Origin of the sequence: Alteriqipengyuania sp., assembly GCF_964222115.1 — a bacterium.
Taxonomy (GTDB): Bacteria; Pseudomonadota; Alphaproteobacteria; order Sphingomonadales; family Sphingomonadaceae; genus Alteriqipengyuania.
Window position 1 is genome coordinate 1 of the sequence record NZ_CAXQBM010000058.1, and the last position, 12,593, is coordinate 12,593.

At 63.7% G+C, this 12,593-nt stretch carries 11 protein-coding genes and 1 pseudogene; 8 read left to right on the forward strand and 4 right to left on the reverse strand.

What is annotated here, in order from left to right; genetic code table 11:
• Nucleotides 1-510: pseudogene (locus ACEQXE_RS08795) on the reverse strand (L,D-transpeptidase); the annotation flags it as partial.
• A 227-nt stretch (nucleotides 511-737) separates the two neighbouring features.
• On the opposite strand from ACEQXE_RS08795, the gene ACEQXE_RS08800 reads away from it, so the two are divergent.
• The 5 genes from ACEQXE_RS08800 (at nucleotide 738) to ACEQXE_RS08820 (ending at nucleotide 6,255) form a co-directional block, all read left to right on the forward strand.
• Nucleotides 738-1,646, forward strand: a complete 909-nt coding sequence (locus ACEQXE_RS08800; RefSeq protein WP_370178519.1) for a DMT family transporter — start codon at nucleotides 738-740, stop codon at nucleotides 1,644-1,646.
• A gap of 153 nt (nucleotides 1,647-1,799) precedes the next feature.
• On the forward strand, nucleotides 1,800-4,475 hold the full coding sequence (acnA, locus tag ACEQXE_RS08805; protein WP_370178520.1) for an aconitate hydratase AcnA: 2,676 nt from the start codon (nucleotides 1,800-1,802) through the stop codon (nucleotides 4,473-4,475).
• A gap of 187 nt (nucleotides 4,476-4,662) precedes the next feature.
• Complete coding sequence (locus ACEQXE_RS08810) at nucleotides 4,663-5,154, forward strand: rhodanese-like domain-containing protein (RefSeq protein WP_370178522.1); 492 nt, start codon at nucleotides 4,663-4,665, stop codon at nucleotides 5,152-5,154.
• 144 nt (nucleotides 5,155-5,298) lie between these two features.
• A complete protein-coding gene (locus tag ACEQXE_RS08815) occupies nucleotides 5,299-5,523 on the forward strand; it encodes a hypothetical protein (protein ID WP_372520198.1) in 225 nt (74 codons plus the stop codon).
• A 51-nt stretch (nucleotides 5,524-5,574) separates the two neighbouring features.
• Nucleotides 5,575-6,255, forward strand: coding sequence for a hypothetical protein (locus ACEQXE_RS08820; RefSeq protein ID WP_370183763.1), 681 nt, complete (start codon nucleotides 5,575-5,577; stop codon nucleotides 6,253-6,255).
• 685 nt (nucleotides 6,256-6,940) lie between these two features.
• On the opposite strand, the gene ruvB is transcribed toward ACEQXE_RS08820, so the two are convergent.
• The 3 genes from ruvB to ruvA form a co-directional block, all read right to left on the reverse strand.
• On the reverse strand, nucleotides 6,941-7,972 hold the full coding sequence (gene ruvB / locus ACEQXE_RS08825; protein WP_370178525.1) for a Holliday junction branch migration DNA helicase RuvB: 1,032 nt from the start codon (nucleotides 7,970-7,972) through the stop codon (nucleotides 6,941-6,943).
• A 463-nt stretch (nucleotides 7,973-8,435) separates the two neighbouring features.
• Nucleotides 8,436-8,972 carry a DsrE family protein gene (locus tag ACEQXE_RS08830; RefSeq protein ID WP_370178528.1) on the reverse strand — a complete coding sequence of 179 codons (537 nt, stop codon included), beginning with the start codon at nucleotides 8,970-8,972 and terminating at the stop codon, nucleotides 8,436-8,438.
• 11 nt (nucleotides 8,973-8,983) lie between these two features.
• Nucleotides 8,984-9,583, reverse strand: a complete 600-nt coding sequence (gene ruvA / locus ACEQXE_RS08835) for a Holliday junction branch migration protein RuvA (RefSeq protein WP_370178530.1) — start codon at nucleotides 9,581-9,583, stop codon at nucleotides 8,984-8,986.
• Between the two features lie 412 nt (nucleotides 9,584-9,995).
• Between ruvA and aroC the strand changes: the two genes are divergently transcribed.
• From aroC to ahpC, 3 genes are all read left to right on the forward strand, one after another.
• Nucleotides 9,996-11,066, forward strand: a complete 1,071-nt coding sequence (gene aroC / locus ACEQXE_RS08840) for a chorismate synthase (protein ID WP_370178532.1) — start codon at nucleotides 9,996-9,998, stop codon at nucleotides 11,064-11,066.
• Nucleotides 11,067-11,157: 91 nt separating this feature from the next.
• Nucleotides 11,158-11,802: a hypothetical protein gene (locus ACEQXE_RS08845; RefSeq protein ID WP_370183770.1), complete on the forward strand. Its 645-nt coding sequence runs from the start codon at nucleotides 11,158-11,160 to the stop codon at nucleotides 11,800-11,802.
• A gap of 210 nt (nucleotides 11,803-12,012) precedes the next feature.
• On the forward strand, nucleotides 12,013-12,579 hold the full coding sequence (ahpC, locus tag ACEQXE_RS08850; RefSeq protein ID WP_370178536.1) for an alkyl hydroperoxide reductase subunit C: 567 nt from the start codon (nucleotides 12,013-12,015) through the stop codon (nucleotides 12,577-12,579).
• Nucleotides 12,580-12,593: the final 14 nt, after the last annotated feature.

The following is a 12,593-nucleotide window of genomic DNA, read 5'->3' on the forward strand; positions in this document are numbered from 1 at the left end:
TTCCTTCAACGCCGCGTAATCGGGATGCAGCGGCGCCACACTCTCAAGCGCGCCCATGATGTCGCCCGTTTCGAGAGCCTGCTTGAGGATCGACCCGCTGCGATAGCGGTCCGCATCCGGGTCCATCACGAACCATTGCTTGCGACCGTCCATCGGGGTGCGTCCGTCGCGCATATCCTCGACCAGCCACACGAAACGGCGGCTGGCCTCTGCATCGAGCATCGCGCCGGGTCCGGCAGCGATCTGCGCACGCAAGCCGGCTAGGTCGTAATCGGCAGGGATCAGGCCGTGCGCGCCGATACCTTCGATGACAGCCGCCAGCGATTCCGCCTGCGCCACGGTCCACTGCTGAACCGTGGGGTCGATCTGCTGCACCACCGGGGCGCTCGCCATCTCGATATCGCCGCTGCTGGCGGTAACCGCATCGTCTGCGTTTTCGTCGGTTTCCTGCGGATCGGGCAGCAGGTTGGTCGGCATGGCCTGCGCGTAGAGAGCGGCCGGGAGAGCCAATCCGGTGCCGGCAAGAAGCAAGAGCGGGAGAGCAAGTCTTTTCATTTTGATCGTATGACCTTCTTTGTCGATCATGTCGCTTGTGCAGCGAGCCACCAAGGCGGGTACAACCCTCGCCAAATTGTCTGCAATCATCAAGCCATCAGGCTTTATCGTAGCTGAATTTACCACCAATCTGCGGCAGAAGAGTGACGCTTGCCATAGACTTGGGCTAGCGCGAGTGCGCCATGCACCGCCCAGCAAGCCTTGCCCCGTTCCTCGCCGCACTAGCGGGCGTTGCCATGCTCTCGCTGATGGATGCCTTCATGAAGGACGCGGCGCTGGCGATCGGGGCGTTTTCCGCCGCGCTGCTTCGCGCCCTGATCGCGACCGGCATTGCCACGCCGTTATGGCTGGCGCGCCGCAGGACCTGGCCGGACCGGGCGACACTGAGGCTGCACATCCTGCGCGGCGTATGCTCTGCCTTGATGGGGCTGACCTTCTTCTACGCGCTGACCAAACTGCCGATTGCCGAGACGATTGCGATCTCCTTTATCGCACCGCTGATTGCGCTTTACCTGGCGGCAGTCTTGCTGGGGGAGCGGATCACCCGGCGCGCGGTAATCGCCTCGCTCATCAGCTTCGCGGGCACGCTGGTCATCGTGGGCACGCGATTCGGGCAGGGGAGCATTGATGGCGATGTGCTGCTGGGTTTCGGTGCGATCCTGATCTCCACCCTGCTCTATGCCCTCAATTTCATCATCATCCGGCGGCAGTCGCAGCGTGCGGGGCCGCTGGAAGTCGCCGCGTTTCATGGCGGCGTCTCGACTTTGGTGCTGGGCATCGCGGCGCCATGGTTCCTCGTCCTGCCACCCACGTCGATCCAGCCGGGCCTGCTTATCGCCGGGGCTCTGACCGTGGGAGGCGCAATCGCCATCGCATGGGCCTATGCCCGGGCGCAGGCTCAGGCGCTCCTGCCGGTCGAATATTCAGGCTTCTGCTGGGCGGCCCTGTTCGGATGGTTGTTCTTTGCCGAATCGGTCAGCATGGGCACGCTCGCAGGCGTGGTGTTGATCGTGATCGGCACCTGGGTTGCGGCGACGCAGGGCCGGGCACCTGCCCGTGTCGCAGGGGGCGCCGAGACCTCCGCCCCGTAATTACGCGACAAATACCCCGCCCGAAATCGCACGAACGCTTGATTTTCGCACCCGCACAGGCCAAGCGCGCGGCACATATCGGCGGCCCACCCGTTGAGCGGGCAACAGCCCGCCCCTCCGCCGCAAGAAGCAACAGAAAGGACCGCCACCGCTATGACCCAGGTCGGCAAGGACACCCTCGGCACCCGCAACACCCTCACCGTCGAAGGCAAGGATTACGCCTACTACTCGCTGGCGAAGGCCGCCGAGCAGATCGGCGACGTCTCGCGCCTGCCCTTCAGCCTGAAGGTTCTGCTGGAGAACATGCTCCGGTTCGAGGATGGCGGCCACACGGTCTCGGTCGATAATGCGAAGGAAGTGGCCAGCCGGGTCGATAATCCGACCACCGGCGGCGAGATCCAGTATCGCCCCGCGCGCGTGCTGCTGCAGGACTTCACCGGCGTGCCCTGCGTGGTCGATCTGGCCGCGATGCGCGACGCGATCAAGGCGCTGGGCGGCGATACGCAGACGATCAATCCGCAGGTGCCGGTCAACCTTGTCATCGACCACTCGGTGATGGTCGACGAGTTCGGCCATCCCAAGGCGATGGAAAAGAACATGGAGCTCGAATACGCCCGTAATGCGGAGCGGTACGACTTCCTCAAGTGGGGCTCCAAGAGCTTCGAGAATTTCTCCGCCGTGCCTCCGGGCACCGGCATCTGCCACCAGGTGAACCTAGAATATATCGCCCGCTGCACCTGGGCCAGCGAAGGCCCGGATGGCCAGATGGTCGCCTACCCGGACACCTGCGTCGGCACCGACAGCCACACGACGATGGTCAACGGCCTCGGCGTGCTCGGCTGGGGCGTCGGCGGGATCGAGGCCGAAGCCGCGATGCTCGGCCAGCCGATCTCGATGCTGATTCCCGAAGTGGTCGGCTTCAAGTTCACCGGCAAGCTCGCGGAAGGCGTCACCGCGACCGACCTCGTGCTGACCGCAACCCAGATGCTGCGCGCGCACGGCGTGGTCGGCAAGTTCGTCGAATATTTCGGCCCGGGCCTCGAATCGCTGAGCCTCGCGGACCGCGCGACGCTTTCGAACATGGCGCCCGAATATGGTGCGACCTGCGGCTTCTTCGGGATCGACGACAAGACGCTCGATTACCTGCGCCTGACCGGCCGCGACGAGCACCAAATCGCGCTCGCCGAAGCCTATGCCAAGGAACAGGGCCTGTGGCTCGATCCGAGCGTGGAACCGGTCTTCGCCAGCACTCTGGAACTCGACCTGTCGAAGGTCGTGCCGAGCCTCGCCGGGCCCAAGCGCCCGCAGGACAAGGTCGCGCTTCCCGAGGTCGACGAGCTGTTCAACCGCGACCTCAAGGACGTGTACGGCAAGAGCAAGCCGCACCGCGTCGATGTGCAGGACACGCACCACGACGTGGGCGATGGCGACGTGGTGATTGCCGCGATCACCAGCTGTACCAACACCTCCAACCCCGACGTGCTAATCGCCGCCGGGCTGGTAGCCAAGAAGGCGCGCGAGAAAGGCCTCAAGCCCAAGCCGTGGGTCAAGACCAGCCTCGCGCCCGGATCGCAGGTCGTCACCGATTACCTGGAGAAATCCGGCCTGCAGGACGATCTCGACGCAATGGGCTTCGACCTCGTCGGCTACGGCTGCACCACCTGCATCGGTAACTCTGGCCCGCTCGCACCGCCGATCAGCAACGCGATCAATTCGAACGATATCGTCGCGGCGTCGGTCCTGTCGGGCAACCGCAACTTCGAAGGCCGCGTGTCGCCCGATGTTCGCGCCAACTTCCTCGCCTCGCCGCCGCTCGTGGTCGCCTACGCGATCAAGGGCACGGTGACCGAGGACATCACCGAGACCCCGCTCGGCCTCGACGAGCAGGGTAACCCCGTGATGCTCGCCGATGTCTGGCCGACCAGCCAGGAAGTGGCAGACCTGCGCGCGGCCAATATCGACCGCAACATGTTCGAAAGCCGCTACGCCAACGTTTACGAAGGCGACGAGCACTGGCGTGCAATCACCGTTGAGCCGAGCGACACCTATCGCTGGAACCCGACCAGCACCTATGTCGCCAGCCCGCCCTTCTTCGAAGGCATGGAGATGACGCCCGCCCCGGTGAGCGACATCAACGACGCCAAGCCGCTCGCCATCCTGGGCGATTCGGTGACCACCGATCACATCAGTCCCGCAGGCTCGATCAAGGAAGATTCGCCTGCAGGCGAGTACCTGCGCGATCACCAGGTCGCGAAGGCGGACTTCAACTCCTATGGCAGCCGTCGCGGCAACCACGACGTGATGATGCGCGGCACCTTCGCCAATATCCGCATCAAGAACGAGATGGTGCCCGGCGTCGAAGGCGGCGTGACCACCTATAATGGCGAACAGATGGCGATTTACGACGCCGCGATGCGCCACAAGGAAGACGGCACGCCGCTGGTGGTGATCGCGGGCAAGGAGTACGGCACCGGCTCCAGCCGCGACTGGGCTGCGAAGGGCACGATCCTGCTGGGTGTGCGCGCCGTGATCGTGGAGAGCTTCGAGCGTATCCACCGCTCCAACCTCGTCGGCATGGGCGTGCTGCCGTTGCAGTTCAAGGATGGCGACACGCGCCAGTCGCTTGGCCTCACCAGCACCGACAGTTTCACTATTCGCGGCCTGGCGGACATCCGCCCCGCGCAGGACGTGACAGTGGACGTGACCCGCGAGGACGGCAGCACCTTCGCTTTTACCGCGAAGTGCCGGATCGATACCGAGAACGAGCTGGACTACTACCGCAATGGCGGGATCCTCCAGTACGTCATTCGCAAACTCGCTAGCCAGTAATCGCAGAAAGCCGTGCACTCCCCATATTTATGGGCCCATATCTATGGGGGTGCCGCGTTCACGTGCTCGTAAGGCGCGTAGGCCCAGCTTCCCTCCGTTGACGAGGGAGAGACTGATGCGGAAACAACTCCTCTGCTTGCTCGCAGCCAGTGGACTATGCGCGGCTGGCGCAACTGCAGGCGCGGCCATGCAAAGCCAGACTGAAGAGCGCGCGTCGCAGATCGACTATGACGGCTTTACCGCGCTCACCAACGAGCTTGGCGCGTATCGCCAGTCGCGCCTGCTGCAAAAGGACGACTTCTTCCGCCGCGCCGCACTGCCCGGGGCGCTACTGCTCGACACACGCTCGGCGGCGGCTTTCGAGGCAGGCCATATCGAAGGCGCGGTCAACCTGCCGTTCTCCGATTTTACCGAAGAGAGCCTGCGCGAGGTGATCGGGCCCAACCCGAACCGCCCGATCTTCATCTATTGCAACAACAACTTCGCGGACGATGCGGCGCCTGTGGTCGCCAAGAAGGCGCCGCTGGCACTGAATATCCCGACCTTCATCAACCTGTATGGCTACGGATACGAGAATATCTGGGAGCTCGACGGGGTAATGCTCACCGCAGAAGTCGCGTGGGTCGGCGATCTGCCGCAAGAGGCGATGACGGGTTTGCCGCCAGCCCTGTCCAACTAGCTCGCCAACCGGGACGGCAAAGGGCGGAGGCCGCTCCTGGCAAGCTGCCCCCGCCCAAGCCACAGCGCAGTGCTGCGCTGACCCGTCCGGTCGTGATCCGCGCTGTGCGCCGATCAGTCGTTTTTGGAAGTCCACTTACGACGAGTGATGATCGCGAGGGCCGCCGCGCCGAACAGCAGGCCGATCGGCGGTGCGGGCACCGGCGTGCCACTGCTGCCGCCATGGCTCGAACCGCCGGTGCTGGACCAGCCGTTGCTGCCCCCGTGGCTCGAACCGCCGCGGCTGCTACCGCCCCGGCTTGAACCCCAGCGGCTGGATCCGTGGCTGGAACTGCCCTTGCTGGACGAACCCTTGCTGGAACTGCCATAGTTTCCTGATGTCGAGAGATCGCCCGAAGTTGAGCTGGCGACGTCGCCCGATGTGGAAGAGCTGGAACTGACATCGCCCGAAGTCGACGAACTGGAGCTCACATCGCCCGAGGTGGACGAGCTGCTGGACACGTCGCCCGAGGTCGAACTGCTGCTCGACACATCGCCCGAAGACGAGCTGGAAACGTCACCGGAAGACGAACTCGAAACATCGCCCGAACTGCTGCTCGACACATCGCCGGAGGAGCTGGAGCTGGTCGAGCTCGACGGGTTGCCCGACGTTGAGGAGGAGGTCGACGAGGATGTGCTGACCCCGCCGGTCGAGGTGCTGACCCCGCTCGAGGTGCTCACACCTCCGGTCGAAGTGCTCACCCCGCCGGTTGAGGTGCTCACACCGCCGGTCGAGGTGCTCACGCCGCCCGTGGTCGAGGAACTGCTGGTGGTCGACGTCAGGCCACCGGTCGAGGTGGAGGTCGAACCGCCCGAGGTCGACGTGGACGTCGAGGCGCCGACATCGATGTCGATGTCGATCCCGCCCGAGGTGGAGATATCTCCGGTCGATCCGACGCCGCTGGTGGTGGTCGTGCTGATATTGATGCTGCCGCTGCTACCGCCGCCCCCGAAGAAGCCGCCGAAGAAGCCGCCGCCAAAGCCGCCGCCGCTACTGCCGCCGATCACGGCAAGGCCACCGCCCTGGCCGCCTCCGCCGCCTGCGAACCCGCCGCCGCCATAACCATAGCCGCCGACTTGCGTGGTGGTCGGCGCGACTGCCACGACCGTGCGCGAGGCACCGTCGCCCAACTGGTAGCAGGCTTCCGCTGCCGCGCGGAGGTCCGCACTCTCGTGCGAGATGCGCGCGGTCCGGCTGCGTGCGTCGTAAATAACCTGTTCGTCGGCTCCGACTCCGGTACCGCCGTATTGCGACCCGCTGCCCGCAAGGCTTGCCGGGACGCATTCGACCGTGCGTTTCACCACACGTCGTTTGCGCAGCGTGGTGCGCGGCACCTGCCGTTCAACGATTCGGTCTTCCTTGACGTAGCGCATTGCAGGCTTCGCGGCGGGCGCTTCCTTGACCGACTTGTAATCGACCGCGGCGGCCTGTTCTTCGGCCACATGGAGCGCTCCACCGGCAAGCACGGCAGTGCCCGCAGCGGTCGCGGAAAGTTTAGCGAGGGCGATTTTCATCGACATAGGCCAGGCTCTTTAGTTGCAGAGCACTTTATAAACCGTTGCCATCGGCGGCTCCGATGGACGGGATAAAGTGCGCCTATGTGCCTTAGGCCTTAAGGGAAGGCGGGTTCGCAATGCGATTAACCAAGAAAAAGCAGTGCGATGCGAAGATTTGGTAAGCCGAAACTAACCACGCGGGTCACTTGTCCCAACCTGGCACCGGGGCCGCTGGAACTCTTACCGGATTCTCAAGATTTGCCCGCGAACAGGTCTGGCGATGGCCCTTTCGGCGCCTCCAGCCCGAGATGCTGCCAGCCGCCCGCATTGAGGCAGCGACCGCGCGCAGTGCGCGCCACCAGCCCCAGCTGGATCAGGAACGGCTCGACCACATCTTCCAGCGTATCGCGCGGCTCGGCGAGGCCTGCCGCCAGCGTTTCGATCCCCACGGGCCCGCCACCATAGGTCTCCGCGATCATGGTGAGGTAGCGGCGGTCCATCGCGTCCAGCCCCAGCGAATCGACCTCCAGCCGCGTGAGCGCATCATCCGCTACTTTCGCGCTAATGCTGGGAGCATTGGCAACGCTGGCAAAGTCGCGCACACGCCGCAGCAGCCTGCCTGCGACACGCGGCGTCCCGCGAGAGCGCCGGGCAATCTCGCGCGCGCCATCGGGCTCTATGCTCAGGCCCAGTTTATTGGCGCCGCGCGTCACCACCCGCTCCAGCTCCTCGTGCGTGTAGAAGTTGAGCCGCACCGGAATGCCGAAGCGATCGCGCAGCGGCGTGGTCAGCAGGCCCTGCCGCGTGGTCGCGCCGATCAGGGTGAAGGGCGGCAGGTCGATCCGCACCGAACGCGCCGAGGGCCCCTCGCCGATCATGATATCGAGCGCGCGGTCCTCCATCGCAGGGTAGAGCACTTCCTCGACCACCGGATTGAGGCGGTGGATCTCGTCGATGAACAGCACGTCATGCGGTTCGAGATTGGTGAGCAGCGCGGCGAGGTCGCCCGCCTTGGCGATCACCGGGCCGGACGTGCTGCGGAAGCCCGCGCCCAGCTCGCGCGCGACGATCTGCGCCAGCGTGGTCTTGCCCAACCCCGGCGGTCCGAAGAACAGCGTATGATCCATCGCCTCGCCGCGCGTCTTGGCAGCAGCGATGAACACGCCCAGGTTCTCGCGCGCAGCCTCCTGCCCGATGAACTCGCCGAGCGTCTTGGGCCGCAGCGCCGCATCGGGATCGTCCGGCTGGCGCTCAGGCGTATGGAGGGGGACGGGTTCGGTCATGGTTCCAACGATGGCTCTATCCGCCTGCCGGGATAGGCCCAGCTACTCCACCCGAAAAGTCGCCCGATCCAATTCCTCCAAGACTCATCGTAGCTGTAAGTGGCGAGGAAAAGTCGCGCGTCGTTCTGATCCGAGGCTCGATCGCGTATTGGTGTGCTTGAAATCACCACATAACCTGCATCAGCACCGATCCCTGTGCAGTCGTAGATGGACGGTGATGCGAAGCGGTGACGATTTCCAAGCATGGCTTTGGGCCCTTCAATGATCCTGGCAGAGAAGCCGTAGCTTGTCGGGATCGGCACCACATCGCCAATTTTCAGCAGAATGCTATTCTCCGGGCGGCTAGAAGGCTTGTGTTCCCACACCATTCCTGCGGCAAAGCCCTCTGGTCCCGGAGCCATGCAAGCAATAGCCGGTCCCGGTACCGAAGCGAAAACCAACAGCAGGAGAGTTACGGCAATTCTCAAAACGGGTTCACCGTATAGCCTTGCTGCTGGAGCAGCGCGTAGGCGGTCATGGCGGAAAGGGCCATCTCCACACCGGGGATCAGCTCGGATTTCGCCACGCCCTGCCCTGCCGCGCTCTGGCCGCAGACGATGAAGCGCACGCCCTGGTCGATCATCTCGCGCACCATCGCCGCAGAGGGGTTTACCTCGCCCCGCTCGCGCGCGGCCCATGCCGCATCGTCCAGCAGGTCGAACGCCGCTGCGCCATGGACCACCACCGCCGCGCGGTTCTCCATCGGCTCCACCCCGGCGCGCGCGTGCATGTTGATGAGGCGCGCTGCGCTTTCGAAGCCGCGATTCAGCTTGCCGTCCTCGGCAGGCCGCGCAACGTCGAAAGCGACGTGGAAACTCGCGCCCTCGGGAATGGCGAAATCCGCATCGGGTATGTCCGCGACGGGGCCGAACTCGGTGAACACCGGGCCGTAGGTGAAGTCCTGCGCGGCCACAGGGCTCGCCAGTACCATGAGCATCAGTCCGATCATCGCACCACGCATCACCATTCTCCCTAACCCGCCGCTTTCTTGAGCGCGACGCGGATGAGATCGCCTTCGCCAGCGCCTTCGCCCAGGTCGCCCACCGCCTCGGCCACGGCACGCGCGGCAATGGCAGGCTTGAAGCCGAGGTTCTCCAGCGCGGAGACCGCATCGGCACTCGCCCCGCCCCTGGGTGCGGCAACCGCCGCGCCACCTTCGCCAGCGGGCAAAGCGCCAGCCTTATCCTTCAGCTCGTTGACGATCCGGCCCGCCAGCTTCGGCCCGACACCGTTCGCCCGCGCCACCATCGCTGCGTCGCCGCCCGCACAGGCCGCCTGCACCTCGCCCGCCGACAATACCGAGAGGATCGCCAGCGCCACCTTGCTGCCCACGCCCTGCACCGATGTGAGCAGGCGGAACCAGTCGCGCTCGGCCGCTTCGGCGAAGCCGAGCAGGCGCATGTCGTTCTCGCTCACCTGCAGATCGGTGAACACGCGCACCTCGCCGCCCTCCGACCCCAACGCATCGAGCGTACGGGTCGAGCAATGGACGAGGTAGCCCACACCGCCCACGTCGATCACCGCCCAGTCGGGGCCGGTCGCGTCGAGCGTGCCTGTCAGCTTTGCAATCATGGTTTGTTCCTGCCCTACTCCGACTCTCATTGCCAGCGCTGCAAGCAGGTTTGCCACGACGCAAGTGCGGGCCTGACACACCTGACACAGTGTACAAGCGTTGAAATCCACTCGATAAGTGCGCGGGAATTTATCGACTGGGTCGATTGAGTGGCTTAGCGCTCGCCGACGATGGCAAAAAGCATCGCCCGGCGTAGCACCTGACGGGACAGTAGGAAAATTGCGTCTCACGCCAAGACGCGAAGAGGGTGCACCAGTGGCGCAGCCGCTCGTTAGCCGATACCGTTGTGACGCCCAGCACCCTGTCAGGGCCTGCGCAACCTACTCTCCCGCACACCCTCTTCGCGCCTTTGCGTGAGAAACCGTGAGAAAAATTTGCGCTGCGCGCAGGCCTGCGCCACATCACGCTTCCATGAGCTGGAACACATTCGGGCGGGTCTTCCGCTTCACAACCTGGGGCGAAAGCCATGGGCCCGCGATCGGCGTGGTGGTCGACGGGTGCCCGCCGGGCATCGCGCTGCCGGTGGAGGACATCCAGTGGTATCTCGACCGGCGCAAGCCGGGGCAGAACAAGTACACCACCCAGCGGCGCGAGCCGGACGAGGTTCGCATCCTCTCGGGCGTATTCGAAGGGCGCACCACCGGCACGCCGATTTCGCTGATGATCGAGAATGTCGACCAGCGGTCCAAGGATTACTCCAAGGTCGCAAAGGCCTACCGTCCCGGCCATGCGGATTATGCCTATGACGCGAAATACGGCTTTCGCGACTATCGCGGAGGTGGCCGGTCGAGCGCGCGCGAAACCGCGATGCGCGTGGCGGCGGGCGCCATCGCCCGGCTGATCCTGCCGGACGTAAAGATCCGCGCATGGGTGGAGCAGATCAGCGAAACGCCGGTGCTCTATTCGCGCTTCGACGAGGCCGAAATCGACCGCAATCCGTTCTGGTGCCCCGACCCGGAAACCGTGCCCAAGTGGGAACGGGTGGTGGACGATGCGCGCAAGAGCGGCAATTCGGTCGGCGCGACGGTAAGCTGCTGGGCAGAAGGCGTACCCGCAGGCTGGGGCGCGCCGATCTACGCCAAGCTCGACGCGGACCTCGCGAGCGCAATGATGGGGATCAACGCGGTGAAGGGTGTCGAGATCGGCGACGGGTTCGCCGCCGCGATGACCACCGGCGATGCCAATGCCGATCCCATGCGGCCGGGCGAGGATGGCGTCCCGCGATTCATGGCCAACCATGCGGGCGGCATTGCGGGCGGAATCAGCACCGGACAGGATGTCACCTGCCGTGTGGCGTTCAAGCCCACCTCATCGATCCTGACCCCGGTCGACACGATCACGCGCGATGGGGAAGCGACCCAGATCAGCACCAAGGGCCGCCACGATCCGTGCGTCGGCATTCGCGGCGTGCCGGTGGTCGAGGCGATGATGGCCTGCACGCTGGCGGACCACTACCTGCTCCACCGCGCGCAGTGCGGGTAGGTCGGATCTTTCAATGGTTTCCAATATAGGCCGTTGCGGTTTGCCAAGCAGGACTGCATTCTCGCGCACTCATGTGGCCTTACCGTAAACATTGGTCATCCAGGCTCAAACGTCTCTTCTTATGGGTGGCGTTACCGGCGTGGCTCGGGTCTGGCATCCTGATCTCTTCGGGCTCGCTGTTCGAGTATCAGACATTGGCACTGCTGTTTTTGCTGCATTTGCCTTTGTGGTAGTCTTGAGAATTATGCACTCAGTTGGTGTCGTTCGTTCCAACGAGTTCAGTTGGACTGCCGCTTCAATTGCTGCATGCATCGTCGCCGTGCCAGTCGGGATTGCCGTATTGCACGAGCCTGCGCCCGCACCGCAGAATGCCAGTGTGTATGGCTGCTATGTCAGCGATATGGCTCCAGCAGTTTTTCTGGACGAGGAAGGGATGCACATTTTGCAGCCGGGTTTTCCAACAATTCCCTTTCATCTTGAGCGACATAAAAGAGGGATTGCACTGACTGCCGATGAGCCCATCCAGGCAAGGGCTGCAGATGATCGCTATATCTATTCGTTTTATCAGCCCGGCATTGGGACATTCCTATCTTTCTTCCGCGAAGATAACGGCCAACGGCACGGCGTGTATGATATCAGCCAAATGTCGGGCTTCATTATGGTCGCGCGGTCGGCAGTGCCCGGAAATTCGGGCAACATCCAATACACGAAGGTATCTGACGAGAATTGTGCTTAGGCGCAGCTAAGGCCATTCCGCGACCGCTGCGACACCACGACCACCCACCTGATTGCGAATACCTCAACATAACAGCGCCTCTGTTGCACTTATTGAAAGTGTCGTGCCTGTGATCGATTATTCCAATCCCAGCCATCGCCACAAATCGCTTTTGTGCAGCGCAGCAGGGCCTACCTAGGGGGCGAGTTTCAACCCCAAGGAGGAATAACGATGGGTATCATCGGAAGCGAAATCAAACCGTTCAAGGCCACTGCGTTCAAGGCCGGCGAAGACTTCTACGAAGTCACCGACGCCGACGTGAAGGGCAAATGGGCTATATTATTCTTCTACCCGGCGGACTTCACCTTCGTGTGCCCGACCGAGCTGGAAGACCTCGGCGAAAAGTACGCGATGCTGCAGGACATGGGCGTCGAAGTCTATGCCGTCAGCACCGACACGCATTTCAGCCACAAGGCATGGCACGACACCAGCGAGCGGATCGGCAAGCTTAAGTTCCCGTTCCTGGGTGACCAGCTGCACACGATCTCGAAGAACTTCGATGTGCTGCGCGAGGAAATGGGCCTTGCCGATCGTGCGACCTTCGTGGTCGATCCCGATGGCGTGATCCAGATTGTCGAGCAGACCTGCGAAGGCGTGGGCCGCAACGCGAACGAGTTGACCCGCAAGATCAAGGCGGCGCAGTATGTGCGCAACAACCCCGGCCAGGTCTGCCCGGCCGCTTGGGAAGAAGGCGAAGAAACGCTCGCCCCCTCGCTCGACCTTGTTGGCAAGATCTAAGGTCGACCCAACTT

Excerpts from the sequence above, each read along its gene's own strand:
- aroC (WP_370178532.1), top strand. The coding sequence starts at position 9,996 with ATGAGCTGGAACACATTCGGGCGGGTCTTCCGCTTCACAACCTGGGGC.
- ACEQXE_RS08810 (WP_370178522.1), top strand. The coding sequence starts at position 4,663 with ATGCAAAGCCAGACTGAAGAGCGCGCGTCGCAGATCGACTATGACGGC.
- ruvA (WP_370178530.1), bottom strand. The coding sequence starts at position 9,583 with ATGATTGCAAAGCTGACAGGCACGCTCGACGCGACCGGCCCCGACTGG.
- ahpC (WP_370178536.1), top strand. The coding sequence starts at position 12,013 with ATGGGTATCATCGGAAGCGAAATCAAACCGTTCAAGGCCACTGCGTTC.
- acnA (WP_370178520.1), top strand. The coding sequence starts at position 1,800 with ATGACCCAGGTCGGCAAGGACACCCTCGGCACCCGCAACACCCTCACC.
- ruvB (WP_370178525.1), bottom strand. The coding sequence starts at position 7,972 with ATGACCGAACCCGTCCCCCTCCATACGCCTGAGCGCCAGCCGGACGAT.
- ACEQXE_RS08830 (WP_370178528.1), bottom strand. The coding sequence starts at position 8,972 with ATGCGTGGTGCGATGATCGGACTGATGCTCATGGTACTGGCGAGCCCT.
- ACEQXE_RS08800 (WP_370178519.1), top strand. The coding sequence starts at position 738 with ATGCACCGCCCAGCAAGCCTTGCCCCGTTCCTCGCCGCACTAGCGGGC.